The organism is Sphingomonas sp. AC522, assembly GCF_979258125.1.
Genome location: NZ_OZ409836.1, coordinates 2,083,108 through 2,108,035, shown reverse-complemented (window position 1 = coordinate 2,108,035; position 24,928 = coordinate 2,083,108). Strand labels below are relative to the sequence as shown.

The following is a 24,928-nucleotide window of genomic DNA, read 5'->3' as shown; positions in this document are numbered from 1 at the left end:
TCACTCGCCGCCCACCGGCGCATTCGTTGCCTTGCTAGTCAACCGGTCGAAGGCATCCGACTTGAATGACGAGATCACCGACCACGTCGATCGCCGATCTCCTTCGATACCTGGAGGCGGATCGAGCTTGTCCTCCCGGATAAACCCGCCGCCAAGCACCGCCTGAATCCGGCTCCAGTCCTCGAAGAAATACTCCTGCAACAGAGGGATCACCTTGTCGCGCATTACAGCCTGGACGTGTTCCGCCGTTTCGCAGCCAATGAAAAAAGCATGGCCGATGCGGTGTTCGCGGTCGATCAGATATTCGATCCGCTGGTTAATTGTGGTGAGGGCAGCGACTAGGTCAATCCCGGTCCTTCCGCTCGCCTCCGTTAGCAAACCCGGCTCCGGCGCCATCTCCCGAAAACTGAAGCGGCGCCGCAGCGCCGTGTCGAGCAGGGCGATCGATCGATCCGCGGTGTTCATAGTGCCGATGATATGGAGATTGGCGGGAACGGAGAACGGCCGCTTAGAATACGGAAGGGTGACCGAGAGCGCGTTGTCCATGCCGCCACGCTTGTCTGGCTCAAGAAGTGTTATCAGCTCGCCGAACACCTTGGACACGTTGGCCCGGTTTATCTCATCGATGATTAGAACAAACTGCTTGGCCGGCGTATCGCGCGCGTCGCCTTTCCCGGCTTCGATCAGGCCCCGGATCGCATCGAGCTTGAGCTCCGATTCTGTGAACTCGTAAATCGTTCGCTGGGAAAACCGCTTTCCGTAGATGACGTCGTGGCTGACACCGTCGCGGTCGATCCAAAGCCATTTGACCGACCGGCGCATCGTATAGTCGTCGTTTTCGCGCTTTATCTGATGGTAATCTCCGGTGAATTCGCCAATCGCCCGAAAGAGCAAATTGCCCTTGCTGATTATCACAAGGTCCCCAACGCGGGCTCGAACCCGTAATCGGAAGGGAAACTCGATAATGCCGTTGTTGGGATGCTGGACCGGTTCGCCGGGATGCCGCTCCGCGTAGCCAGCAATCATGAGATCCTTGGTTGTGAACACCGGTTCCGACCAGTCCATGCCGCCGTCATCGCCCAAATGGACAAAGCCGCCTGCAATGGCTTCCTCAAACAGATAGTCGTCTTCGGGGTTGGCGACCTCCCCCAAGGACATTTTGAAGAAGCGCTTCCCCGCGAAGTCATATGCGCCATCACCCGCGCTGTGCAGCGCATCGGCACGTTCGCACATCTTGGTGAAGATCCCGGCCTCGGGCGCCAGGCGGAAGCCGGACGTCAGCGGCTCTCCGTCTTCGCCATAGGTGGTCGGCCTCAGGCCTTCGACGAAATCTTCGTATCCGTAGTTCTGATGGAACGTGACGAACCCGATCTGCTCGAGTCCGACGAGCGTATTGTAGCGGTCCATCAGCGCAGCCCGGCCGTCCTTGGTTTCGGGAAAGTCGGCATATCCGTCACAGAGTGCCACAGCCTCGCGCGCAGTGCGGTAGGTCTTGCCCGTTCCAGGCGGGCCGTAGAGAATGAGGTTGGTCGGCAGGGTCATGGCATCACTTTCATCGGCTGGCCGCGCGGTTTGGCGATATTCGTCTGGCCATTTCCCCGGCCGCTCCGGAGCGTTGGGTCGCCATTTGTCGATCGCCATCTGCGCCTCAGCGATGATCGCTTCAAAGCGGTCGGCTGATTCTGCCTCGAATGGGTAATCACCTGTCAGGCCAAGCAGTTCGTTCTGATGGCTGAAGGTCAAGAACGGGCCGGACGTCCTGAACTGCAGTGAACCAAGGGTGCCCTCTGCACGGTTGAGGTGTGACGATTTCCGCCCGAACCGCACCTGCGGAATATCGGTATGATACCAGTCCAGCGCGGCAGAATGCACCGCACGCGCCATCCTGCAAAAGGCAGAGCACTGTTCGCGTGTCCAAGTCGGTCGCCGCGTTCGAAAATCGGTATTGCCGTCAAATCGCGCCAGGATCTGCGCATCGCTAAGCGGCCCTTCGACATTCTCGCCAAGGGCGAGAGAAAAGCGGTAAACCATATTGCTGCCGCGCCCGCTCGCCGGGCCGGAGATGAATTCAGGTTTACCTAAGCCAGCGGCCTCGTAGAACGTCTTGCCTTCAATGGCCTGACATACGCTGGGCATTTGGGCGTTCAGCCCAAGCTCTTTGTGCACATCGCCCGCCCGGATCGTTACGGTTTGGTCGCCCTGCTGTCGGGCGGGCTCGATGTAATGCGCAATCAGGTGGGCTCGGATCCGGTTTGCAAGGATCGCTTTGGCGTCTTTCCGCCGGTTCTCGATCTTATAGCCCAGGCGACGAAACTCGGCATGGATTGGGCCACCTTCTGCGTCGCGGAACGTATCGCGCTTCCCCTTCACCGTGAGGTCGGGGTTGCCGGGTATCGCGGTGTAGGCGACCAGGAACACCGCCTTGGCCGGATATCGCTGGGACTCGCCCGAGCGGAATACGACATAGTCGAAATTCTCAGCGAAGCCGTATTTCTGCATGAATGCGGAATCGCTTTGGTCATATTCGTCCATGACCCTCTCTACGGCTTCCCGGGTCAAGCCGAGGTCGTCGACGCTATCTGCCAAATCCTCGCTGGCTCCGTAATTTGGATCGCGGCCGTCCAGAAAATAGCCGTACTGCTTGGTGGCAGCCACCAAGTTGCCGAGCTGACCGACAGGATCCTCCGCCTCCGGGACAACGGATCTCACGGCGGCGGAGTCCGCTGTCGGATCATCCTTTAGCGCTGAGAGACTGTGCAGCAGCTCAGACCAGCGGTCGCCATCGAACAGTGCCTCGAGAGATGGCTCGACAAAGCCCAGGCCGCTCAACCCGCGTTCGACGCGCTGGACACGGCGAAAGCGGCTATTCTTGGCCGTATTGGTCAGCGGAGTTCCCCGCCACAGGCGCTTGTCGAGCCACTGCCGGAATTCTGCCTCACGCATCCGCTGTGCCCTTTATCGGCTCTGTGACGAGCGGTGCCGTCATGCCGCGCCTATTTTGCTCAGTATGAAGTCGAAAATTGGACGGAAGGGCTCGAAATGGACTGCATCGACTCCCGGCACGACATTCTGCGCAAAATCGACTTTGCCTCCGATAAAGCGCCGCCATGCAGCGGGATGCTCGGTATCGACGGCGAAATGATGCTCCAAACCCGGAACATCATGAAACAGGAGCTCAATGGTGAAGCTCGATTGGTCGCCGTAGGTCCGTCCCGTGTTTGCGTTCAACACCTGATTGCTGACGGTCAGCGCCACGGGAATGGGCAGCATCATTGCGTAGCCGGGCTGATTTTCGCGCTTGCACGCCAAGCCTTTTGAAACGTCGTTTTCTTCAAGGCCGCCGTTGAGGATCTTCGATTGTTTCACCCCGCCGACTGCCGCCCAATCGCCATAGGCATTGTCAAAATCGAAGAGCGCGAAAAACGTACGTCCAGGATTACCCTGATAGAGTTCTTGTCGGCCCATCTGCTTGCGCAGGTGCCCACAGTCAAAACACTGTGCAATTTCGAAAGGCGGGTTAACCCCGGGATTGAGCTTCTGCCAAGCTGCCTTGACTATCTCTGCATCTGTCACGCCTTCGGTGAACAGCACCGATTGCGAGGTATTGGCCAGAAACTGCTCGATATTGAGACTTGCTTCCGTCTCCGAGAAGGTGATCAACCCCGCCGAAAGCGAGCGGACGATGGTGGATTTGTCCGGTTGCTCGGCGGTCACACCGGCCGCGCCCGATGAAAACAGGCGGATGCGGCTGTCGCACTGTGCGGCCACGGTCGATGCGCTGTGGCTGCTAAGCAGGATATGATTGGTCTTTGCCGCCTCCGCCGAAATGGCGCTGACCTGATCGAGGAAATCGAACTGCCATTCTGGGTGGAGGAAAGCATCCGGCTCGTCGAGCAAGGTCAGACAGTTGCGCCGCTTGAACAGCTCCGAGATCGCGAAGACATAGACCGATTGAAACTGCCCGTCGCTGAAATGGCTGAGCTCGGATATTTCCAGGCCCTCTAGCGTCAGCGTGATGCCGATGTCGTCGAGCAATCCAGCGATGCGCAATGCGTCGAACGAGCGAAAGATGGTTTCGGCCGCGTCGTCGCCCAGAGTGTCGCCCAACGCGTCAAGGTTGCAGTTAAAGCGATACTTGTCCTTTTCGCGATCGTAGATGCTACCGGGAGTCCATTCGCCTTCGATGCATCCCACGAGCTGGTCCAGGAACTCGCGCACGGGCCCTTGCGCGCCCCAGAAGCGTTGGCCGTCATCGAAGGGATCATGGTCCCCTCGACGCGCAAAGGGTGGTCGCTTGAGGATGATTCTGACAGTCCGGCTGTTGCCCAGAATGCCGAGCTTGCGACAAAGGAACTGCCGGGCCACACTCTCTTCCGGCAAGAGCATCAGAACCACGATGAGGAGCTTCTTGCACTCCGGGCCGATGCCGACGAAGCGTGGCGTGATCGTGTCTTTGGCCGTCCGCAGGCGCGTGCGATAACGTTCCTCGTAGCGTGCGATCAACGCCTTTACGTTGCCGTTCTGACCCGAATAATAAACGAGGATGTTGTCGGGTAGCCTTTGATTTAGCGAAGTCCGAATAGCGGGTTGAAATTTGATGACCAGCGCCTGGTCCCATTCAACCTCCATGATATCGCCTTCGATCTCGAACTTTAGCTTGTAGGCAAAGCACTTATCAAGCCTGCCGCGCCCGCCGTCTCGTTGCGACTCATAGAGATGGTCGAAAATCTCTATCAGGGCTTCGAGGAAATTGGATTTGCCCGATCCGTTCTTGCCGACGAAGATGTCGATGAAGCCATCGCCATCGAAGCCGATCGAGAAATCGCGGAGGTTCTTATATTCGCTGATCCAAACCGAGCGGAGGCGCATCAGGCGGCAGCCCGTTCGGTGATGGCGTCGGCGAGGTGGCGCTGGGTCTGGGCGACGTCGGCGATACGGGCTTTGAGCGTGTCGCACAGCGCCATCAGGGCATCAACCTTGGCGACGATGCGGTGTTGTTCGGCTATTTCAGGCACATAGATTGCCGCAGCTTCCACCTGCTTTGATGAAATATGCGGGACACCGTTACTTCGTCCGGGGTCGATCTGCGTTGAAAACAGAGGGGAGTTCACCCAGAGGTAAACGAAGTCAGAGCAAATCTTCTCGGATAATTGGAAGCGGCCAACCCGCTGCAGAAGTAGCGCAGGCAAGTCGGTAGATGTAATATTGGCAACCTTGGTCCCAGTCGAGATAAAAGGGCGATCAAGCGTTAGAACGACGTCGTTCTCCTGAAGACGGAAGCGATCATACTCAGATGCCATTTCTTCCGAAAGATATGCGGCCTCATTCCAGTTTACGTGACCATGCGACACATTGATATTGCGGAGTAGTCTTACTCCCTCACCAACAAACCATTCACTCTTGAAGGCATAGCCATTTTGCAGTTTAGCAACCGATCCCAATTCGACAGATTTTTTGGGCCAGTCGTGTTGAAGTGAGAGCTTCCCGCGCACGGCGAGGTCGAGGATGGTTTGTTTGAGGGCGTCGATGCTGGCGTCGGTGGTGAAGAGGGTGTCGAAATGGCTTTCCAGCCGCTCCCATTGGCGGGCCAGGTCGGCCGCGTCCGCGCTGTTCACCAGCGTGGCGAGCAGCGCTTCCACCAGCGCCTGATGCGCGGCCATCGCGTCGGCGCTCTTCCGCTCCAGCGCATCACACAGCGCCATCAGCTCATCCACCTTGGCCACAATCCGCCGCTGTTCGGCCAAGGGCGGCAGGGGGAACGGGATTGCGGATACGATCTTGCCTGAAACTTCCTTGAAGGTTGTTCCAGGCGCGTTGTCGTTGATGCCTTTGGCGAAGGATTTTAGCGCCGTGGCAATGAACAGCGAGCAGTCACCAATGAAGGGGACAACTGACTTGAAGCCCTGATTGGTCGCGACTGGCTTCTCAGCAATCGCCACATAACCAATAGGCGCACGGCTGGTGAACAGCACAGATCCGGCAGGCATGAGTGTTGCAGAAGATGATCTCAGCCCGAAGTCGGTTAGATCACGAGCGCCATGGGCGATATAGCGTCCAGCGAAGCCCCCAAGGTCGGCAGGCGTCAGCCAAGCGATGCCTGCCCCGCTCTCAGTGAAGCACGCTGCGTCGTTTGAAGATGGGGTGCCGCCCCCGATGATTGCCCCGACTTGATCCAGCCGGACCCACTGCCATGTGTTCGGGATCGAAGACGGTTGTTCCAGATGATCCTTACCCTCGGCGTCTCGAGATTTCCGGATAACACCATCGCGGACCATGGCAGCCTTCGACTTAGCGATCCTTTTCAGCAAGTCGCTTGCCGGTTCATCGTCCGCATCCTGCGGCACCAGCTTGCCGCGCACCGCGAGATCGAGGATCAGCGCGCGCAGCCGCTCGATCCCGTAATGGCTGTTCCGTTTCCCGCCGCCGCGCCCTGCGCTGGATTTGCGCTGGATCGCGCCGGTCCAGATATGGATATTGTCGGCCACCAACGCCGCGATATTGGTCACGCGGCTTTCCCAAGGGCATCGGCCAGGATTCCCTTCAACTGATCGCGGATCGACTGGATGCCCGCCTGCTGCTCGGCATAAGCGGCAAGCAGTTCGTCAGGGTCATGGCTGATCGCCTCCGCCTGATGGGGGTTCTTGCAATCGAGATTATAGCCGCGCGCGGCCACCTCTTCGGCGCTGAGCTTCCATGCCTGTTTGGTCTGCTTGCGGTCGCGGAAGCCGTCGGCTTCATCGCCCCACCATGCCTGTTCGCCCGCGAACTCCTCGTACCGCATCGGCTTTGTCTTGTTGTAGCTGGTCACCCCGTCCGGATAGGGATGCTCGTAGAACCAGACATTCTTCGTCGGCGTGCCCTTGGTGAAGAACAGGATGTTGGTCTTGATGCCGGTATAGGGCGCGAACACGCCATTGGGCAGGCGGACGATGGTGTGCAGGTTGCACTCCTCGATCAGGCTTTGTTTCAGCGTGGATTTCACCCCTTCGCCGAACAGGAACCCATCGGGCAGCACCACCGCCGCGCGGCCATTGGTTTTGAGCAGGCGGATGATCAGCGCCATGAACAGGTCGGCCGTCTCGCGCGTGCGCAGGTGGCTGGGGAAGTTATTCTCGATCCCGTCTTCCTCCATCCCGCCAAAGGGCGGGTTGGTGGCGATCATCATCACGCGGTCCTTATCGGTGTAATCCCGATAGGCCTTGGCGAGGGTATTGCCGTGGCGGATGCCGCTGGGCGTATCGATGCCGTGCAGGATCATGTTGGTGACGCACAGCATGTGCGGCAGCGATTTCTTCTCCACGCCTCGGATCGATCCCCGCAGCGTTTCTTCATCCGCCGTCGAAGCGACGCTCTTGCGCTTATGCTCGATCGCGCAGGTCAGGAAGCCGCCGGTGCCGCAGGCCGGATCGAACACGGTTTCGTTCAATTGCGGGTTCAGCCGGTCGATGATGAACTGCGTGACGGCGCGGGGGGTGTAAAACTCCCCCGCATTGCCCGCGCTCTGCAGGTCCTTCAGCACCTGTTCGTAGATCGCGCCGAAGGTGTGACGGTCCTCGCTGTTGTTGAAATCGATCTCGTTGATCTTGTTGATCACCTGCCGCAGCAAGGTGCCCGATTTCATGTAGTTGTAGGTATCCTCGAACACGTCGCGGATCACAGCCGCGCGCTTGGCCACGTCACCTTGTGCGGGCAGATCACCCTTCAGCTTTGGAAAGAGCTGCATGTTGACGAAGTCGAGCAGCTTCTCGCCGGTGTCGCCTTCCTTGTCCGCCGCCCAGCTGCGCCAGCGCAGATGTTCTGGCAGCGGAGACACAAATTCGTCGTCGATCAGCTCAAGCTCCGCCTCACGGTCGTCGAGGATCTTGAGGAAGAAGAGCCAGACCAGCTGGCTGATCCGCTGGGCATCGCCATCCACGCCGACATCCTTGCGCATGATGTCCTGGATGGATTTGATGACGCCGGATACATTGCTCATTCGTTCGCTGCCTGTTCGTAGATCTGGTCTTCGAGTTCCCGAAGCGCGGCTTCATAGGCATCCTTGCCGCCAAAGGCACCCTTGATGATCTCCATCGGGGTGCCGAACTGGGTGAACGGCTGGAGGCGCAGGACCTTGGTGTCCTCGATCGTTTCCACACCGTCATCCGCATATTTATCGAGCAGCGCCTCCAGCACGGCGCGCGCCTTGTCGCCAAATTTGGCAAAGTAATTGCGCTTCTTGACTTTCTCCGCCCGCTCGCGCCGAGTCAGGGGCGGCGCACCGAAGGCGATGTGGACGAGCAGATCGAAATCGCCAAAGTCTTTGCCGACGGTTTCGGCCAGATTTTCCAGGATGACGCCGCGCTGTTCCAGCTCGTCGATGATCGCCTGTTTGCGCTCGCTGGCGTTCCAGTGCCACACGAATTCATCGAGCGACCGATACTCCGATGCGATCTGTTTGCGGGCGTAGTCACGATAGGATTCGGTCACCAGCTTGCCATCGCTGCCAACATATTCGATCCGTTCGTTCATCACGCGAGCGGTCACACCGCTCACGACGAATTTGCGGGTGCCGCCGCCGGTGTCGTCGTCATCATCGTCATCTGGCGTATCGCCATCATCTGGATCGTCTTCGGGATCCGGTGGGACGGGATCATCGTCGTCGTCGGGGGCGTAGATGACGATCGGCGGGCCATCGAAATCATCGTCTCGGAACAGCTCCGTGGCGCGTTTGAAATCCATGATCGTGAAGAAGAACTTGTTGTTGTCCTCATCGATGCGGGTGCCCCGCCCGATGATCTGTTTGAACATGGTCATCGAATTGATCGTGCGGTCGATCACGATCAGCTTGCAGGTCTTGGCATCCACACCGGTGGTCAGCAGCTGGGACGTGGTGGCGATGACCGGGTAAGGCTCCTCCGGGTCGATGAATTTGTCCAGCTCGGCCTTGCCCTCCGTGCTGTCACCCGTGATGCGCATGACATATTTGCTGTTGTCTTTCGCCAGCTTGCCCGCCGCGTTGACGATGGCCTTTCGCATCCGTTCGGCGTGATCGATGTCCTCGCAGAAGATGATGGTTTTCGACATCGGGTCGGTCGCGCGCAGAAACTTCATCACGCGCTCGGCAACCAGTTTGGTCCTCTCGTTGAGCACCAACGTGCGGTCCATGTCCCTCTGATTGTATTCGCGATCCTCGATCAGCCCGCCAAGATCATCGACCATCCCGGGGGGCGGGGTCCAGCCTTCCACGTCCCGGTCGATGTCAATCCGGATCACTTTGTAAGGCGCCAGAAAGCCGTCCTCGATCCCTTGCTTCAGGGTGTACGTGTAGACCGGGTCGCCAAAATAAGTGATGTTGGAGACGTATTCGGTTTCTTTCGGCGTCGCCGTCATGCCGACCTGAACTGCGCTGTCGAAATAATCGAGGATTTCGCGCCAAGCAGAATCCTCTGCCGCGCTCCCCCGATGGCATTCGTCGATAACGATCAGGTCGAAAAAGTCGCGAGACACCGACTTATAGATCTTGTCGGATTCCTCGGTGCCAGTGATTGCTTGATACAGCCCAAGGTGGATCTCGTAGGCGGGGTCGATCGTGCGGTTCTTGATCTTCGTCATCGCCGCGCCGAACGGCTTGAAGTCATTCACCAGCGTCTGATCGACGAGAATGTTGCGGTCGGCTAGAAACAGGATGCGCTTGGCCGTGCCGGCCTTCCACAAGCGCCAGATGATCTGAAACGTCGTGTAGGTCTTTCCGGTGCCCGTGGCCATTACGAGCAGCACGCGGTTCTGGCCCTTGGCGACGGCCTCTACCGTCCGATTAATGGCATCCAGCTGATAATACCGTGGCTCTTTGCCGGAGGGGTCTATGTGATACGGCTGTTGGACAAGGCTCTGCTCTTCCGCCGTGATCCGATGGAATTTGCGGTAGCGATTCCACAGAGTTTGAGGATTGGGGAAGGCCTCCATTCCGTATTCGGTCTCAATGGCCTCTCCGGTGGATGCCGCCCGATTGTGCTCGGCAAATCCGTCCCCATTCGAGCTGAGCGCGCTGGGCACGTCGAGGATCTCGGCATAGCCCAACGCCTGTTGGAGGCCGCTGCTGATCGAATGCTTGTTGTCCTTGGCCTCGACCACCGCCAGCGGCAGACCGGGTTTCAAGGACAGGACATAGTCAGCGAATTTCCGCTTCTTCTTATTGCGGGACGACAAGTTGCCACGAACGACCACCGGGCCGGGGGCGAGGGTTACCTCCCGACGGATTTGCAGCATCTGATCCCATCCGGCCTGCTTGATTGCCGGCGTTATGAACAGGTCGCAGATATCAATCTCGCTGCATTTCTTCTTATCAGCTTTGTCCAACCTCAACCCGCCCCGTGAGTTTGCTTGTATTCAACAAATCCAATAGCTCGCCGCATCGTGATGCTGACCTTACCCAAAGGCAGCTGTGTGTCACCATGCTTTCGGTGAGGCATCAGTATAGGGGAGCAGGTGCGCTGGGCAGGGACGACCGATGCGCCCACGCTAGCGGGCCATTTCTTGCCATCCTCCGCAGACGAGGACCGGTTCGGCTCAGGGGGGCGGCAACGTGCAGTCCCAGCTTTTGCTGAACGACATCCACTCATCCGTCCACAGTGCATGAGCTTCGTCGGTCAGGTCCTTTTCGATTTCCGCCCATCCGGAGGCCAGATGGCGGCGCGCCAGCACACACAGATGGGCGTGCCCTCGTGACCGCCCGACAAGTTCGTCGCTAGGTGCGTGGAGCACCGCGATACTGGTAAGACGACGCTCCCGCGCTAGACGAAACGTAGCGTAGGCGCAGACCCGATCGAATCCGTCATGCAAAGGTATGTCGGGGTCGAACTTCATCGTCAGGACGGCGGCGAGCAGCGGCTGGCGTGGCTTCGTGTTTGCGTCATTCTCCCCCAGCAACTGCGCGATCGAGGTCGGGTCGGCGACCCTTGGAGCGAGGATCAGGCGATGGTCGCGCGCGGTTATTGGCATAGCGTTACCGATCTTCGCTGCTGGCTTGACCGGCGCGAGCTTGGCTCGCACCAGCTCACTTGTGGTTCGGGTTTTGCCCTTCGATCTCGGACGCAACAGCGCGTAGCCAAGGTCTTCGCAGCCATCGGCACGAACGTCGTAGACCATATCCATCACGGCGGTGGGGCTGATCCAGCCGGTCATTTCAATAGCTCCGGATTGCGGCATTGATGATCGCGGTGGCAGCTTCCACGCCGCGCGTGCGATCGGCGTTGCCTTCCCATGGCGCGAAACCCTCGCGAAGCCTGCCAGCATTGAGCGCGAAACTCGGCTCGTCGTCGATCCCTCCATCTGCCTCGGGAACGAGCCACATCGCGCCTCCCTGCGCGCACCACGGCACATGCGGGCCGAACCAAGCTGTGCTGTGGCGTCCCCACAAGGCGATCTTGACGAACGCTTGGCGCGAAACGGAGTTGGCCCCGCCCAAGGCCACCACCAGCGCATCACTCCGTGCCTCGCGGGTCGCGCGGTTGACGGCGAACCGGTCCTCGTTGCGATGGTTGATCGTCGGGACCAACAGCAACTCGGCGGTTGGCACGTAAAGGTAGTGCCAGAACTCCTTGGGCAGCAGAGGTGCGTGGCGGTCGATTGTCCAGCTGGCCTCTTTCGCAATGGCGAGCGTGGCGGCGATCACTTCGGCCTCGGCCAAACGGGCTGCGTGGCTGTTGGTTTTTGCCATGTCGCTCACCGCCGCCCGGGGAATTCAGCATTGAAGCGATCCAGAGCGTCCGCCGGCGAGGTGTCGATGTTCGAACCGGGAGCCGTCATGTCCAGCATCCGCATGGCGCACAGCCCTTCGTCGCTTAGCGACACGTCTGCGATGGTGCGGCCAATGCAGCCAGTGAACTTCTCGTTCTCGAGCCAGTTCACGTAATGCTCGCCGAAGGCGCGATTGCCGCCAAAACCCTTTTCGATGAACGCGGTGAAGTCGCTGCGGTGGATCTCGTTCGCCATCAGCGTCAGCACATTGCGGAGCTGGTGAAGCTGATCGGTCTGCCATTCGCAGTCGCACATTCTCAGCCGGAATTGTGCGAAGAGATCCCGCATGTTGTCATGCGTAGTGCCGTCGGGCGCGACGAAGACGGACGCGTTGCGGCCGACGCGCCGCACATCGAAATGACTGTAACGGCCAAGGTTATCCAGCCCCCAGACTCGGGCAGGTCCATCCGTCCAAGCCCAGCCCTCGATCTGGTGCTGCGTTGCCCATCTCACTGTATGCATCACGAAACTCATCTGCTTTCCTTCATTCGGTTGAACCGAAGGAGGCATTTGAACTGCCTGCTTAATCTCATGGAGGAAGGCGCTGGTGGCTTAGAGGCATCAAGTCGCCTTGGACCTGTCACCAGATAGATCCGAAGCCGCACCGTCTACTGGGATCCCGACCTCCCGCCTGATCCAGCGCGCATTTTCGAGCCGAGGATCACACTCGGCGGTTTGCACTCTGCCGGCTGCCCTCTGGGAACGCATCAGACGAAAACGCCCATGCGAGTGCAAACCACGCTCCATTAAGAGCGCGATCTAAATTCTGCGATTTCAAGGAGATGGATGGTGGACGCACTTGGGCTCGAACCAAGGACCCGCTGATTAAGAGTCAGCTGCTCTACCAACTGAGCTATGCGTCCATTCCGGAGCGGCATCGAAAGGCACCGTTGGATGGGTGCCGCCGCGATTGGAGGGGCGCGGTTAGCATCGGTTTTGCGGTTTGCAAACCCTAAAATCGCAGCGCCCGTTTACCGCGCCTGCCGATGCTTTGGTTTGCGGCGCCATGCCCCTATAGCGCGTGAATGATTCCGGCTCTGTTTCAGATCGATCCACGCGACAGCGTGGCCACCGCGCTGCGCGATCTTGCTGCTGGGGAGACTGCGCTGGGCGTCGTGCTTCTCCAGCCGGTAGCCAAGGGGCACAAGGTTGCGGTGACGGCGATCGAAGCCGGCGCGCCGGTGCTTAAGTTCGGTTTTCCGATCGGCCGCGCGACCCAGGCGATCGCGCCCGGCGAGCATGTCCATGTCCATAATGTGCGCACCGCGCTCGAGGGTTCGGGGACGTATCGCTACGAGCCCATGGCCGAGGCGCGCGAAGGCGGCTCGGGGCCGGGCTTTATGGGATATCGCCGTGCCGATGGCCGCGTGGGGACGCGCAACGAGATCTGGGTGATCCCCACGGTCGGTTGCGTCGGGCGCACGGCGCAGAAGATCGCGGAGCGTGCCGCTAGCCTCTATGCGGGCCGTGTGGACGGCGTGCACGCCTTTGCGCACCCCTTCGGCTGTTCGCAGCTGGGCGACGATCTTGACGGCACTCGCGCGATCCTGACGGCGCTCGCAAACCATCCAAATGCCGGCGGCGTGCTGATCGTGGGGTTGGGCTGCGAATCGAACCAGATGAGCGGTATGCTCGAAGGCGTGACGCATCCCAATGTCCGCACGCTCGGCGCGCAGATGGCGAGCGACGAGATCGAGGAAGGCCTGGCGCTGGTCGGTGAGCTCGTCGAGGCCGCCCAGGCCGAGCGCATGGCGGTGCCGCTTTCGGAACTGGTACTCGGCGTCAAATGCGGTGGATCGGATGGCTTTTCGGGGCTGACCGCCAATCCGCTGGTCGGGCGGATGAGCGATGCCGTGACTGCGGCTGGCGGCAGCGCGATCCTGACTGAAATTCCGGAGATCTTCGGCGCGGAGCAATTACTGATGGCGCGCGCCGACAATCAGGCAGTGTTCGGGGGCATCGTCGAGTTGGTGAACGGCTTCAAACGCTATTTCACCGATCATGGCGAGCCCGTTTCCGAAAACCCCTCTCCCGGCAATATCGCGGGCGGCATCACCACGCTCGAGGAGAAGTCGCTGGGGGCGGTGCAGAAGGCTGGGCACGCGGTAGTGACCGACGTGCTCCGCTATGGCCAGCGCGTCGCCAGGCGGGGCCTGACGCTGCTCGAGGCGCCCGGCAACGACGCGGTGTCCTCGACGGCACTCGCCGCTGCCGGGGCGACGGCAATCCTGTTTACAACCGGCCGCGGCACCCCGCTCGGCTTCCCGGTGCCGACGATCAAGATTGCCTCGAACAGCGATCTGGCGGCGCGCAAGCCCGGCTGGGTCGATTTCGATGCGGGACAGGCGCTAGAGGGGATGGATGCCGCCGCGGACGCGCTGCTCGCGCGCATCGCCGAGATCGCATCGGGCGCCGAGACTGCGGCCGAGCGCAACGGCGAGCGCGAGATCGCGATCTGGAAGCGCGGCGTCACGCTCTGATCATCGAGAGGAGCGCCGAAACGCGACGAAATGCGCCACTGCGCACGTCCGATTGTTGCGGCGCGGCATTGATGCGTTAACCCCTTCAGGCTACACAATGCACCGGGTATTTCCGGGGTGGGAAGATGACCGAATTCTTTATTTTCGTGTACGCGTTGCTTGCGTTTTTCGTGATCCAGGCGATGCGCCAGAACCAGCGCCAGCAGCGGCCTAATCCGCAGATGATGACCTTGGTCGGCTGGGGGCTATTCTCGCTGTCGTCGACGCTGGCAGTATTGCTCGGCGCAGTCGCGCTGGCGCTCGCGATGGGGCTGCACATGCCCCTGCCCGCGGGCTTCGACGCGCCGCTGATCTAAGCGCCGTGCCGCTCTACGAAATCGGCGGCCAAAGGCCATTGATTGCCGGGGACGCCTGGGTCGCGCCCAGTGCCGACCTGATCGGCGATGTGCATCTGGGCGAACTAGTGAGCGTCTGGTTCGGCGCGGTCATCCGCGCGGACAATACGCCGATCATCGTCGGCGCGCGAAGCAATATCCAGGAAGGTGCAATGTGCCATTCCGATCCTGGAACGCCGCTGACGATCGGCGAGGATGTGACCATAGGGCACCACGCGATCCTGCATGGCTGCACGATCGGCAGCCGCACGCTGATCGGCATGGGCGCGACGATCCTCAATCGCGCCGTGATCGGCGAGGATTGCCTGGTCGGCGCCGGCGCGCTGGTGACCGAGGGCAAGGAATTCCCGTCGGGCTATCTGATCGTCGGCAGCCCGGCCCGGGCGGTTCGCCCGCTCGACGATATGCAGAAGGCAGTGCTCAAAGCGAGCGCGGCGCTCTATGCTGCAAAGCAGCGCGAATATGCGACCGATCTGAAGCGCGTCGACTGAGGCCCTGCCGCCAATCTTGCATTTTCCGCCGGATATGAAAGGCTGCTCGCAGGGTAGCCAAAGGGGGATATATGATCGATCGCGTGAAACTCGCCGGCATCGCAGCAATCGGTGCCGCAACGTTCTGGGCCGTCCCCGCGTCCGCTCAGGCGACCCGCACCTGGGTTTCGGGTGTAGGGGACGATGTCAATCCGTGCAGCCGGACGGCGCCCTGCAAGACCTTTGCCGGCGCCATTTCCAAGACCGCGGCGGGCGGCGAGATCAATTGCATTGATCCCGGCGGGTTCGGCGGCGTCACGATCACCAAATCGATCACGATCATCTGCGATCATGTGAACGGCGCCGTGCTGGTCGCCGGGGGCGCCAACGGGATCGTCGTCAATGCCGGCGTTAACGATCGCGTGATGCTCTCGGGTCTCGACATCTTCGGCTCGAACAGCGGCAATATCGGCATACGCGTGATCCAGGGGAAAAGCGTTTTCATCCGCAAATCGACGATCCAGGGTTTCCTCGCCACGGCGAGCAAAGGCATTTCCGCCGAAGGGGCGACCCAGGTCCTGATCGCCGACAGCGTGATTACCAACAACACCGTGGGGATCGCCGGGCCAGTAACCAGCGGCGGCGGCAATCTGCTCGTCTGGAACGGCACCGACGGCAAGTTCGCCGCTATTATCGCCCCGAAATAGAGCGCGCCTTACAAGGTTGCCCGTCGGCCCAAAATCGCGCTGATCCAGATCATCATGCGCAACCGGCGGGAAGTTTGCGCATTGTTCCTCCATGCCTCACTATTATTTTCAACTTCGCACCGAAGACGAAGCCGCTCATATTCCCCAGAGCCGTGAGTTTCCCGATTTGCGCACTGCGCTGGCCGAAGCGCATAGTGCGGCCCGCTCGATGATCCACAAGCAGGTACGCCGCGCGCGAGGCGAATTCCGCGGCACGCTCGACGTTCAGGACGAGCGCCGCGAGCCGGTTGCGCGGATATTGCTCGCCGACGTCGCACGCCAGATTTCCTGACGCTCCGCACATGACAGATCTTCCCCAGCCGGTCGCTGAACCGGCCCCCGTCCCGCGCCCCGATGACCTGCCCTATCTGGGGCGCATAGCGCTCCATGTCGATGCGCGCGACGTCGAGCGCCGCATCTTTCAAGTATATGAGACCATCCCAATCGTCGGGCCAGGAATCCTGACCCTGCTCTTTCCCGAGTGGCTGCCCGGCTATCACTCGCCCCAGGCGCCGATCGAATTGTTCGCAGGTCTCACGATCAAGGCCAACGGTCAGGATGTGCGCTGGAAACGCCACCCGGTGAACGTCCACGCCTTCCATTGCGACGTGCCCGAAGGCGTCGAGGCAATCGAAGTGCAGTTCCAGTTCCTCAATCCGACCGACGACAGCCAGGGCCGCGTCGTCGTGACGCGCGAAATGCTCACCCTGCAATGGAACACGGTCCTACTCTATCCCGCCGGGCATTTCTCGCGCCGGATCGAGTTCGAGCCGAGCCTGACGCTGCCTGAGGGCTGGCAACTTGCCTGTGCGCTCGATCAGGCAGGCATCGACGGCGCAACCACGCGCTTCGCGCCAGTCACGCTCGACGATCTGGTCAACTCCCCGGTGCTAGCCGGGCGCCATTTCCGCCGCATCGCGCTCGATGAGAAGGTCCATCTCAATCTGGCTGCGGACAGCCCCGAGCAGCTCGCGGCGACTCCGGAGCAGATCGCCCCGCACCGTGCGATCGTTGCCGAGGCCGACGCACTATTCGGCACGCGCCATTTCGATCGCTACGAGATATTGTTGGCGCTCAGCGGCGAGATCGGCAGCATCGGCGTCGAGCATCACCGTTCGTGCGAGGCAGCGACCATCGCCAATTATTTCACCGGCTGGGACGAGACCTTCTCGCGCCGCGACACCATCCCGCACGAATTCGTCCATAGCTGGAACGGCAAGCACCGCCGCGGGGCGGACAGCTGGACGCCGAGCTTCGACCGCCCGATCCGCAACAGCCTGATGTGGGTCTATGAAGGGCAGACCCAATATTGGGACCGCGTGCTCTGCGCCCGCTCCGGCTTGTGGACGCCGCAACTGACGATGCAGGCGCTGGCGCTCACTGCTGCGACACACGAAGCGCGCGCAGGCAGCCGTTGGCGCCCGATGAGCGACACCACCCGCGATCCGATCATTGCCTCGCGCAGCCCTCTGCCCTGGGCGAGCTGGCAGCGCAGCGAAGATTATTATTCGGAAGGCGCCTTAGTCTGGCTCGATGTCGACACCCGTATCCGCGAACTGACCGGCGAGGCCCGCTCGCTCGACGATTTCGCGCGGCGCTTTTTCGGCGATGGCGAGGAAGGCAGCTGGGTCACGCGCACCTATGAATTTGATGATGTCATCGCCTGCCTGAACGGGCTTGCGCCTTTCGATTGGCGGAGCTTCTTCACCGCCAAGCTCGAAGGCAAGCACGAAGGCGCGCCGCTGGCAGGCGTGGAGCGCGGCGGATATCGCCTGGTCTATCGCAGCGAACCGAGCGCCTATCTCGCCAATAGCGAGAAGATCGAAGGCAATTGCAATTTGCTGTTCTCGCTGGGCGTGACCGTCGGCGACAACGGCAAGGTTGAGGAAGTGCTGTGGGAGAGCCCGGCCTATCGCGCGAGGCTGACTTCTGGCTCCGAACTACTCAAGGTGAATGGCGGGGAATTCTCGACCAATGCCCTGCGCGACGCCGTAGCCAGCGGGAAACCGGTCTCGCTGGCGATCCGGAGCGGCAAGCATGAGTGGCACGCGGAGGTCGAAAATCCGGGGCATCGCTATCCGGATTTCGAGCCGCTCGATGCGGGGCCGCGCCGCCTCGACGAGATCTTGCGACCCCGGCGTTAGCTCTTCGTCATCCCAGCGAAAGCGGGACCAGAGCCAAGCAGGGCATCGCTCCGTAACTCTGGGTCTCTGCTTTCGCGGGGACGACAATGGGGGCTGCGACTCGGCTGCATCGAAGCTGGCCGGTTAACCGCCAGGCCACCCCCCGCCCTGCCGTAGCGTCCGGGGCGTCAGCCTAGACAGCCCTCCTCGTTACGCTATCAATCCGGCATGGCTCTTCCTCCGCTCTTCGATCGCCTCGCGCTGCCGGTCATCGGTTCGCCGCTTTTCATTATCTCGGTGCCCGATCTCGTGATCGCCGAGTGCAAGGCGGGAATCGTCGGCTCGTTTCCGGCCTTGAATGCCCGGCCCCAGGCCCAGCTCGACGAATGGCTCCACCGGATCACGGAAGAGCTCGCCGCCTGGGATCGCGATCATCCTGAGAGCCCTTCGGCGCCTTATGCGGTCAACCAGATCGTTCACCGCTCGAACGACCGCCTGGAGGCCGACCTCCACACCTGCGCCAAGTGGAATGTGCCGATCGTCATCACCTCGCTCGGCGCGCGGCCGGAACTTAACGATGCCGTGCATAGCTGGGGCGGCATCACCCTCCACGACGTCATCGACGATCGTTTTGCGCACAAGGCAGTCGAAAAGGGCGCCGACGGGCTGATCCTCGTCGCGACTGGCGCAGGCGGCCATGCTGGGCGGCTAAACCCCTTCCCCTTCGTCCAGGAAGTCCGCGAATGGTTCGACGGGCCGGTGATCCTGTCAGGCGCCATCGCCACCGGCCGCGCGGTACTCGCAGCGCAGGTGCTCGGCGCGGATCTCGCTTATATCGGCTCGCCCTTCATTGCCACCGACGAGGCGAATGCGGTCCCGGCCTATAAGCAGGGCATTGTCGAGGGCCGGGCGGCGGACATCGTCTATTCTAGCCTTTTCACCGGGGTGCATGGCAATTACCTGCGCAGCTCGGTGATCGCCGCCGGGCTCGATCCCGAAAACCTTCCCGAAAGCGATCCCAGCGCGATGAATTTCGGCGGCGCCAAGGCGTGGAAGGAAATCTGGGGCTCGGGCCAAGGCATCGGCGCCGTGACCGCGGTCGAGCCCGCGGGGGTCAAGATCGAGCGGTTGAAGGCGGAATACGCTGCAGCGAAAGCCGGGATTTGCTGAACTGAGCCCTTTCGTCCATCCCCGCGAAAGCGGGGACCCAAGCCAAGAAGCGGTCACTGAGTTGTCTTGGCTCCCCGCTTCCGCGGGGATTTGCTGGCTCAAACGAAGAGGCGCCGAACCAGCCCAGGCCGACGGCTGCAAACTGAAAGCGAAGAGGGCCGCTCAGCTCCCCCCAAAGCGAGCAGGCCCTCCCCTGCCCTCCCGGCTAGCGGGAGGGAAGTTCAGAACGCGGCGGCGAGCCGGTCCATCATGCTGCGAGCCGGGCTGTGTACGATCACCGGGACGTCGAGCGAATCGTCGAGCCGCGCCACGCGGCGATAGAGTTCGATGCTGGTCAGGATGATCGCGACGGCCTGTGCCGGCATGGCGCGCAGCAATTGCTCTTCGGTCTCGGGCGCATCGCCCAGCCGGCGCGAAGGCGCGCGGGCCTCGCCTGCCGAAAGCTCGCCGGCATCCACTGCGCGCTGCGTAAGCAGCCAGGCGATGATGTGCATCAGCCGGGTCGTCACCTTGAGCGATTCGCATGAGAAGGCGACGCGATTGAGCGCCTCCAGCGTCTCGCGCTCGTGGCGCCCCAGTTCATCGAAATAGCCGCGCGCTTCATCCGCCAGCAGCATCGCCTCGACATAAAGCGAGTCGATCAGCTTGCGGTGGATCCGCGATGTTTCCTCCTGCCCCATATTCGGGAAGCTGCCACAGGGGACATGGTAACAAAATGCTTAATTTCACACGGTCCGCGTCCCGTTGCGGGAAGCCAACCGGTTAACCGCCGGGGACCCTCAGGCGATGATATCGGGGATCAACTGATCTTCTAGCGACTGGATCTCGTCGCGCAGGAGTAGCTTGCGCTTCTTCAAGCGGGCGAGCTGGAGCTGATCCGCCGAGCCGGTTTCCCGCAATGCGTCGATCGCCATATCCAAATCGCGGTGCTCGGAGCGCAGCAACAACACTCTGTTCCGGATCTCGCTATCGTCCATTCCGCCCCGCAGCTCCCTGATTCAACGGACCATCGCGCCTTTTCCGCACCTTGTCGATTGCGCACACAAAGGTGAGAGACAAGGGGCCAAATCGGTGTTTTACTCTTCGTCCCAGTCAACGAAGGAGACTGCCATGCAGAACAGCCATCTCTCGGCACTATCGGCAAAGCACAATGTGCTCGACCAGCGAATCTCCGCGGAAACGCAGAGGCCCATGCCCGATCAGATGATTCTCGCTGACCTCAAGAAGCAGAAGCTTCGTATCAAGGAAGAGATGCGCCGCTAGCCAAGCGGCCGCTCCGAAAGAGGGGGTGTGGCGCGCGCCGCACCCCGCACGGGGCCAAGCCCCGCAGCGCCCGATCAGCGGCGCGAAATTATCGGCTTCACGAATCCCGGCGTATGCGTGCCCTTGCCCACAGGCTTGCGCGCGAGCAGCGGATCGATCTCGCTATCGAACGCCACGCCGACGCGGCCGTCAGTCGCCCAGGCGATGCGGCCGGAAATCCAGCCGATCCCGCGAACCTCGAGCTGCACGATGGTGCCGCGCTCGATCGGTGCCGGATATTCAGCCATCATGCCGCCGGATGACAGATTGCGCACGCGCACCTGCTGATCCGGCCGTCCTTCGATTCGGAAATTGGCGCTCAGCATCAGGCTGTCGCGCGCGCCGGCACGCTGGCCGGTAAAGTCCTCGGCCGAAAGCGCCATCAGGGGGTCATAGGAAAACTGTTCCATCGGGCTCAGCTCAACGCGTAATTTCGGTTACGCGCGAATAGAGCAGCAATCCCTGTCGAAACCGTTAATTCGGACGCGCCGCCGGCGAAATCAGCAGGCGGCGCGCGCCCGATTTCCTATTCCTCGCGGCTGATCTTCTCGTTGCGCTCGTGGCGTTCCTGCGCCTCGACCGTCATCGTCGCGATCGGCCGCGCCTCAAGCCGTCCGAGCGAGATCGGCTCGCCGGTGACTTCGCAATAGCCATATTCGCCTTCGTCGATGCGGCGCAGCGCGGCGTCGATCTTGGCGATCAGCTTGCGCTGACGATCGCGGGTGCGCAATTCGATCGACCAATCGGTTTCGCTCGATGCGCGGTCGGTGAGATCGGCTTCGCGCAGCGAATCGGCCTGGAGCTGATTGAGGGTGCCGGCCGACTCGCGATAGATTGCGTCCTTCCAGGCCAGCAACTTCTCGCGGAAATATTCGAGTTGGCGCGGCCCCATGAAAGGCTCGTCGCTATGCGGGCGATATCCCTCGCCGCCGTCATTCGCAGGCGGCGGGAATTGTTTACCCGGTTCGCCGTAGCTTTCGAAAACTGTAGCCATCCCCATACTCTCCACACCAGTCGCCCGGTGGCGAAGCCGCCGACGACTGCCCTTTGCCCGGGTGCCCTATACTTTCGCATGAGGCCGTTAACAAGCGCGCTATTGTATCAATCTTACGCCTATACTCCTTTAGATAGGGGGAAATTACGCGGGGCTGAACCGGCCGCTGGAGCGGCGGCGCGTTAACCGGGCTCGTTTACAAGTCGTTAACAACTAAAGCCTGCGCCTGTACCGTAACAGTACATTAACCATCGCCCGACCAACCTGACTTCGAAAAAACCGACAAGAAGACGGTAAACAACCGTTAGCTCGCTTGCACTTAACAGTTTGTTTTGCACTTTTGAGGCATTGACGGCGTGGATAGCTGCTGACGATCCCGTGGGGAGCGGCCACGCCAGCAACGTAAAAGAGTGGGACAACAATGTCGGTTCGCATGGCTCTAGCCAAACTCTGCGCCTGCGCCTGCGGCGGGGCGATGATCGGCGGCGGCGGCGTTTACGTCACCGAGCGCGTGTCCAAACCTCGCGTCGTCAAGCAGCAGACCGTCGTCAAGAAGCGCGTCGTCCGCCGCGTCGTGCGCCGGCCGGCACAGCGAGTCGTTCGCCGCACGGTGACGACCACGACCAGCCAGGGCGCGGCCCAGGTCATCATGACGCCGCAGGGCGCACCGATCCCGCTGCCCCCGCCCCTTTCGAGCAACCAGTTCCCGGTCGTCTCGTCGAGCGCGAGCGGATCGAGCAGCTCCTCGGGCGTGATCGGCGGATCGAGCGGCGGCGGGTTCATGGGCGGCTTCTTCGCGGGCGGCTTCTTCGGCAGCTCGGGCAGCGGAAGCGGCAGTGGTAGCGGCAGCGGCTCGTCCAGCAGCGGCATCAATATCGAAATCTCGTCGACCAGCACGTCGAGCGGTCAGGTATCGACTTCCAGCGGAACGGTCTCGACCAGCACCGGCGGCGTCTCGACTTCGTCGGGCGTGTCGACTTCGAGCGGCGTTTCCTCGTCCACGTCGAGCGGCAGCGTCAGCAGCACGTCATCGACGGGCGGCAGCAGCGGCGACGTTTCGTCGTCGACCGGCGGCTCTTCGTCCTCGACTTCGAGCGGCGGCAGCAGCGGCGATGTTTCAACCTCGACCTCGACGGGCGGCTCGTCCACCTCGACGGGTGGTTCCTCCACCAGTACCTCGACCGGCGGCTCATCGACCTCCACGTCGAGCGGCATCTCGTCTTCGACCTCGTCGTCCAATTCGAGCTCGACCAGCGGCTCCAGCTCCACTTCGTCCTCGAACTCATCGAGCACGTCGTCGAGCAGCTACGGCAGCAGCAGCAAGGGTTCGTCGAGCCATGGTTCGAGCGGCTGGAGCAACAGCAGCGGCTGGAGCTCGAACGGGCACGGCTCGAGCAGCCATGGCGGATCGGGCTGCGGCCGCGGTTGCGGCGGTGGCAATGGCGGTTCGGGCGGCCCCGCGCCGGTTCCCGCTCCGCCGATGATCCTCCTCTTCGGCGGCGCGGCCGCGGCCTTGGTCGCACGCAAGCGCTTCGCCAAGAAAAAGGCGTCGGAAATTACGGACGCCTGATTCAGTCCCTGGCTCGGGCGGTTACTCCGCCCGGGCCAGCGCCTCTTCGATCTGCGGCACGGTGTGCCCCGTCAGATCCTTGTCGATCTCGCCTGCGAGCCTGCTCTCGACTTCCTTGTGATAGTGCTTGCGCAGCTCGCCCAGCGTCTTGGGCGGCGCGATGATGATCAGCGATTCGAAATCGTTGGCGAGCGCGCGCTTCTTGAGAAGCTCGGCCGTCTCTGCGGCAAACTTGTCCTCCTCTAGCTGGTGATAGTCCGCTTCGCCCATCGTTCCGCCCGATTGCGCGAACTGGGCACCGCCGCCCATCGCATGCATCGATCCGTTCTGCGCGACCGGCGGCGCGCCGGGGCCGGACTGAGTCGAGGACGACTGGCCGGCGAGATCGGTCTTCTGATCCGAGTCCTTCGGATTGGGATGGACCAGCTTCTTCTCGACCTGAAGGTTCGGATATTCCGCATCCCCTTCGTTCCTCAGGAACAGCATCTTGCGCCCGTCGGCGACCACCACAAAGGCGTTGTGCGGAACCTGCATTGCGAATCTCCTCGTTTCGGTTGTGGACCGTCAACGCCGGGCGTGCGGCAGGGTTGCGCGGTTCACCGCCTCCAGCCATACGCCCGCCATGCACGACATCCGCTTCATCCGCGAAAACCCTGCAGCATTCGACGCCGGCCTGGCGAAGCGTGGGCTGGAGCCGCGATCGGCGGAGCTGCTCGCGCTGGACGAGCGCCGCCGCGCGCTGATGACCGAGGCGCAGACCGTGCAGGCACGCCGCAACGAGGCCTCGAAGGCGATCGGCGCCGCCAAGGCACGCCGCGACGACCCGACCGATCTGATGGCCGAAGTCGCCGAGCTCAAGGAACGCATGCCGGCGATCGACGCCGAGGAGAAGGCACTCGGCGCAGAACTGAATACGGCGCTGGCGGCGATCCCCAATCTCCCGCTCGGCGACGTTCCGAAGGGCGCCGACGAGGAGGACAATGCGCTGGTCCATGAGCGCGGCACGCCGCCCACCTTCGGCTTCGATGCGAAGGAGCATGACGCGATCGGGCCGGCGCTTGGCCTGGACTTCGAAACCGGCGCGGTGCTCGCAGGGTCGCGCTTCACTTTCCTTCGCGGCAGCGCCGCCCGGCTGCACCGCGCACTGGGCCAGTTCATGCTCGATACGCTCACGCGCGAACATGGCTTCGAGGAAGCCGTCGTCCCGCTGATGGTGCGCGACGAAGTGATGTTCGGCACCGGTCAGCTGCCGAAGTTCGCGGAAGACAGCTTCCAGACTACCGACGGCCGCTGGCTGATCCCGACGTCCGAAGTCAGCCTCACCAACAGCGTGCGCGAGAAAATCCTCTCCGAGGCGGAGCTTCCGCTGCGCTTCACGGCGCTGACGCCCTGCTTCCGCTCCGAAGCCGGCTCGGCCGGGCGCGACACGCGCGGCTATATCCGCCAGCACCAGTTTGAAAAGGTCGAGATGGTCTCGATTACGACGCCGGATACGTCCGAAGCCGAACATGAGCGGATGACCGCCTGCGCCGAAGGCATACTGACCAAGCTCGGCCTCGCTTTCCGCCGGATGAAGCTGTGCACCGGCGATATGGGTTTCTCGGCGGCTCGCACCTACGATCTCGAAGTGTGGCTGCCGGGCCAGGCGCGTTTCCGCGAAATCTCGAGCGTCTCGACCTGCACCGATTTCCAGGCCCGCCGCATGAATGCACGCTACCGCCCCGAAGGTGAAAAGGGCACGCGCTTCGTCCATACGCTGAACGGCTCGGGCCTCGCGGTCGGCCGCACGCTCGTCGCGGTGATCGAAAACTATCAGCAGGAAAACGGCTCGGTCGCGGTGCCGGAAGCGCTCAAGCCTTATCTCGGCGGGCTCGACCGATTTGAGTCATAGCCCGCTGGCGCC

25 protein-coding genes and 1 tRNA gene are annotated in these 24,928 nt (G+C 61.7%); 9 read left to right on the top strand and 17 right to left on the bottom strand.

What is annotated here, in order from left to right:
• From ACZZZM_RS10435 to ACZZZM_RS10395, 9 genes are all read right to left on the bottom strand, one after another.
• Positions 1-2,943: an AAA family ATPase gene (locus tag ACZZZM_RS10435; RefSeq protein WP_463595036.1), complete on the bottom strand. Its 2,943-nt coding sequence runs from the start codon at positions 2,941-2,943 to the stop codon at positions 1-3.
• 39 nt (positions 2,944-2,982) lie between these two features.
• On the bottom strand, positions 2,983-4,869 hold the full coding sequence (locus ACZZZM_RS10430) for an AAA family ATPase (RefSeq protein WP_463595035.1): 1,887 nt from the start codon (positions 4,867-4,869) through the stop codon (positions 2,983-2,985).
• Positions 4,869-6,506, bottom strand: a complete 1,638-nt coding sequence (locus ACZZZM_RS10425; RefSeq protein WP_463595034.1) for a restriction endonuclease subunit S — start codon at positions 6,504-6,506, stop codon at positions 4,869-4,871. Before ACZZZM_RS10425 ends, ACZZZM_RS10430 begins: the two co-directional genes overlap by 1 nt.
• Positions 6,503-7,975 carry a type I restriction-modification system subunit M gene (locus tag ACZZZM_RS10420; protein WP_463595033.1) on the bottom strand — a complete coding sequence of 491 codons (1,473 nt, stop codon included), beginning with the start codon at positions 7,973-7,975 and terminating at the stop codon, positions 6,503-6,505. The genes ACZZZM_RS10425 and ACZZZM_RS10420 overlap by 4 nt, the downstream gene beginning before the upstream one ends.
• A complete protein-coding gene (gene hsdR, locus ACZZZM_RS10415; protein ID WP_463595032.1) occupies positions 7,972-10,335 on the bottom strand; it encodes an EcoAI/FtnUII family type I restriction enzme subunit R in 2,364 nt (787 codons plus the stop codon). Before hsdR ends, ACZZZM_RS10420 begins: the two co-directional genes overlap by 4 nt.
• A 210-nt stretch (positions 10,336-10,545) precedes the next feature.
• Complete coding sequence (locus ACZZZM_RS10410; RefSeq protein WP_463595031.1) at positions 10,546-11,160, bottom strand: hypothetical protein; 615 nt, start codon at positions 11,158-11,160, stop codon at positions 10,546-10,548.
• Position 11,161: 1 nt separating this feature from the next.
• Positions 11,162-11,704, bottom strand: a complete 543-nt coding sequence (locus ACZZZM_RS10405; protein WP_463595030.1) for a hypothetical protein — start codon at positions 11,702-11,704, stop codon at positions 11,162-11,164.
• The gene (locus tag ACZZZM_RS10400; protein WP_463595029.1) at positions 11,701-12,249 is read right to left on the bottom strand and encodes a hypothetical protein; all 549 of its coding nucleotides are present in this window, start codon (positions 12,247-12,249) and stop codon (positions 11,701-11,703) included. Before ACZZZM_RS10400 ends, ACZZZM_RS10405 begins: the two co-directional genes overlap by 4 nt.
• Positions 12,250-12,562: 313 nt before the next feature.
• Positions 12,563-12,638: transfer RNA gene (locus ACZZZM_RS10395), tRNA-Lys, on the bottom strand.
• Between the two features lie 162 nt (positions 12,639-12,800).
• Here ACZZZM_RS10395 and ACZZZM_RS10390 point away from each other — a divergent pair.
• The 7 genes from ACZZZM_RS10390 (at position 12,801) to ACZZZM_RS10360 (ending at position 19,159) form a co-directional block, all read left to right on the top strand.
• On the top strand, positions 12,801-14,255 hold the full coding sequence (locus ACZZZM_RS10390; protein WP_463595028.1) for a UxaA family hydrolase: 1,455 nt from the start codon (positions 12,801-12,803) through the stop codon (positions 14,253-14,255).
• Positions 14,256-14,380: 125 nt separating this feature from the next.
• Entirely contained in the window at positions 14,381-14,611 is a 231-nt protein-coding gene (locus ACZZZM_RS10385) for a hypothetical protein (protein WP_463595027.1), read from the top strand.
• 5 nt (positions 14,612-14,616) lie between these two features.
• The gene (locus ACZZZM_RS10380) at positions 14,617-15,141 is read left to right on the top strand and encodes a gamma carbonic anhydrase family protein (protein ID WP_463595026.1); all 525 of its coding nucleotides are present in this window, start codon (positions 14,617-14,619) and stop codon (positions 15,139-15,141) included.
• Between the two features lie 71 nt (positions 15,142-15,212).
• The gene (locus ACZZZM_RS10375; RefSeq protein ID WP_463595025.1) at positions 15,213-15,827 is read left to right on the top strand and encodes a right-handed parallel beta-helix repeat-containing protein; all 615 of its coding nucleotides are present in this window, start codon (positions 15,213-15,215) and stop codon (positions 15,825-15,827) included.
• Positions 15,828-15,918: 91 nt separating this feature from the next.
• Positions 15,919-16,158, top strand: coding sequence for a DUF6894 family protein (locus tag ACZZZM_RS10370; protein WP_463595024.1), 240 nt, complete (start codon positions 15,919-15,921; stop codon positions 16,156-16,158).
• A 10-nt stretch (positions 16,159-16,168) separates the two neighbouring features.
• On the top strand, positions 16,169-18,010 hold the full coding sequence (locus ACZZZM_RS10365; protein WP_463595023.1) for a M61 family metallopeptidase: 1,842 nt from the start codon (positions 16,169-16,171) through the stop codon (positions 18,008-18,010).
• Between the two features lie 207 nt (positions 18,011-18,217).
• The gene (locus ACZZZM_RS10360; protein WP_463595022.1) at positions 18,218-19,159 is read left to right on the top strand and encodes an NAD(P)H-dependent flavin oxidoreductase; all 942 of its coding nucleotides are present in this window, start codon (positions 18,218-18,220) and stop codon (positions 19,157-19,159) included.
• A 221-nt stretch (positions 19,160-19,380) separates the two neighbouring features.
• Here the strand turns inward: ACZZZM_RS10360 and ACZZZM_RS10355 are convergent, their stop codons facing one another.
• Both ACZZZM_RS10355 and ACZZZM_RS10350 read right to left on the bottom strand, forming a co-directional pair.
• A complete protein-coding gene (locus ACZZZM_RS10355; protein ID WP_463595021.1) occupies positions 19,381-19,839 on the bottom strand; it encodes a DUF1465 family protein in 459 nt (152 codons plus the stop codon).
• Positions 19,840-19,938: 99 nt separating this feature from the next.
• A complete protein-coding gene (locus ACZZZM_RS10350; protein ID WP_463595020.1) occupies positions 19,939-20,136 on the bottom strand; it encodes a YdcH family protein in 198 nt (65 codons plus the stop codon).
• A 133-nt stretch (positions 20,137-20,269) separates the two neighbouring features.
• Between ACZZZM_RS10350 and ACZZZM_RS10345 the strand changes: the two genes are divergently transcribed.
• Positions 20,270-20,422 carry a YdcH family protein gene (locus ACZZZM_RS10345; RefSeq protein ID WP_463595019.1) on the top strand — a complete coding sequence of 51 codons (153 nt, stop codon included), beginning with the start codon at positions 20,270-20,272 and terminating at the stop codon, positions 20,420-20,422.
• Between the two features lie 74 nt (positions 20,423-20,496).
• On the opposite strand, the gene ACZZZM_RS10340 is transcribed toward ACZZZM_RS10345, so the two are convergent.
• The 6 genes from ACZZZM_RS10340 to ACZZZM_RS10315 form a co-directional block, all read right to left on the bottom strand.
• A complete protein-coding gene (locus tag ACZZZM_RS10340; protein ID WP_463595018.1) occupies positions 20,497-20,871 on the bottom strand; it encodes a PilZ domain-containing protein in 375 nt (124 codons plus the stop codon).
• A gap of 116 nt (positions 20,872-20,987) precedes the next feature.
• Positions 20,988-21,455 carry an RNA polymerase-binding protein DksA gene (gene dksA / locus ACZZZM_RS10335; RefSeq protein WP_463595017.1) on the bottom strand — a complete coding sequence of 156 codons (468 nt, stop codon included), beginning with the start codon at positions 21,453-21,455 and terminating at the stop codon, positions 20,988-20,990.
• Between the two features lie 495 nt (positions 21,456-21,950).
• Positions 21,951-22,352, bottom strand: a complete 402-nt coding sequence (locus tag ACZZZM_RS10330; RefSeq protein ID WP_463595016.1) for a hypothetical protein — start codon at positions 22,350-22,352, stop codon at positions 21,951-21,953.
• Between the two features lie 9 nt (positions 22,353-22,361).
• Positions 22,362-22,748 (bottom strand): hypothetical protein, encoded by a 387-nt coding sequence (locus ACZZZM_RS10325; protein ID WP_463595015.1) that lies wholly within the window; start codon positions 22,746-22,748, stop codon positions 22,362-22,364.
• A 12-nt stretch (positions 22,749-22,760) separates the two neighbouring features.
• Complete coding sequence (locus tag ACZZZM_RS10320; RefSeq protein ID WP_463595014.1) at positions 22,761-22,982, bottom strand: hypothetical protein; 222 nt, start codon at positions 22,980-22,982, stop codon at positions 22,761-22,763.
• Between the two features lie 64 nt (positions 22,983-23,046).
• Positions 23,047-23,559 carry a host attachment family protein gene (locus ACZZZM_RS10315; RefSeq protein WP_463595013.1) on the bottom strand — a complete coding sequence of 171 codons (513 nt, stop codon included), beginning with the start codon at positions 23,557-23,559 and terminating at the stop codon, positions 23,047-23,049.
• Positions 23,560-23,647: 88 nt separating this feature from the next.
• On the opposite strand from ACZZZM_RS10315, the gene serS reads away from it, so the two are divergent.
• Positions 23,648-24,916, top strand: coding sequence for a serine--tRNA ligase (gene serS, locus ACZZZM_RS10310; protein WP_463595012.1), 1,269 nt, complete (start codon positions 23,648-23,650; stop codon positions 24,914-24,916).
• The last annotated feature ends 12 nt before the right edge of the window (positions 24,917-24,928 follow it).

Bases quoted from the DNA above. Each gene is read 5' to 3' on its own strand.
- ACZZZM_RS10435 (WP_463595036.1), bottom strand. From the start codon at position 2,943: ATGCGTGAGGCAGAATTCCGGCAGTGGCTCGACAAGCGCCTGTGGCGG.
- ACZZZM_RS10430 (WP_463595035.1), bottom strand. From the start codon at position 4,869: ATGCGCCTCCGCTCGGTTTGGATCAGCGAATATAAGAACCTCCGCGAT.
- ACZZZM_RS10420 (WP_463595033.1), bottom strand. From the start codon at position 7,975: ATGAGCAATGTATCCGGCGTCATCAAATCCATCCAGGACATCATGCGC.
- ACZZZM_RS10410 (WP_463595031.1), bottom strand. From the start codon at position 11,160: ATGACCGGCTGGATCAGCCCCACCGCCGTGATGGATATGGTCTACGAC.
- ACZZZM_RS10400 (WP_463595029.1), bottom strand. From the start codon at position 12,249: ATGAGTTTCGTGATGCATACAGTGAGATGGGCAACGCAGCACCAGATC.
- ACZZZM_RS10390 (WP_463595028.1), top strand. From the start codon at position 12,801: ATGATTCCGGCTCTGTTTCAGATCGATCCACGCGACAGCGTGGCCACC.
- ACZZZM_RS10385 (WP_463595027.1), top strand. From the start codon at position 14,381: ATGACCGAATTCTTTATTTTCGTGTACGCGTTGCTTGCGTTTTTCGTG.
- ACZZZM_RS10375 (WP_463595025.1), top strand. From the start codon at position 15,213: ATGATCGATCGCGTGAAACTCGCCGGCATCGCAGCAATCGGTGCCGCA.
- ACZZZM_RS10370 (WP_463595024.1), top strand. From the start codon at position 15,919: ATGCCTCACTATTATTTTCAACTTCGCACCGAAGACGAAGCCGCTCAT.
- ACZZZM_RS10365 (WP_463595023.1), top strand. From the start codon at position 16,169: ATGACAGATCTTCCCCAGCCGGTCGCTGAACCGGCCCCCGTCCCGCGC.
- ACZZZM_RS10360 (WP_463595022.1), top strand. From the start codon at position 18,218: ATGGCTCTTCCTCCGCTCTTCGATCGCCTCGCGCTGCCGGTCATCGGT.
- ACZZZM_RS10355 (WP_463595021.1), bottom strand. From the start codon at position 19,839: ATGGGGCAGGAGGAAACATCGCGGATCCACCGCAAGCTGATCGACTCG.
- ACZZZM_RS10350 (WP_463595020.1), bottom strand. From the start codon at position 20,136: ATGGACGATAGCGAGATCCGGAACAGAGTGTTGTTGCTGCGCTCCGAG.
- ACZZZM_RS10345 (WP_463595019.1), top strand. From the start codon at position 20,270: ATGCAGAACAGCCATCTCTCGGCACTATCGGCAAAGCACAATGTGCTC.
- ACZZZM_RS10340 (WP_463595018.1), bottom strand. From the start codon at position 20,871: ATGGAACAGTTTTCCTATGACCCCCTGATGGCGCTTTCGGCCGAGGAC.
- dksA (WP_463595017.1), bottom strand. From the start codon at position 21,455: ATGGCTACAGTTTTCGAAAGCTACGGCGAACCGGGTAAACAATTCCCG.
- ACZZZM_RS10315 (WP_463595013.1), bottom strand. From the start codon at position 23,559: ATGCAGGTTCCGCACAACGCCTTTGTGGTGGTCGCCGACGGGCGCAAG.
- serS (WP_463595012.1), top strand. From the start codon at position 23,648: ATGCACGACATCCGCTTCATCCGCGAAAACCCTGCAGCATTCGACGCC.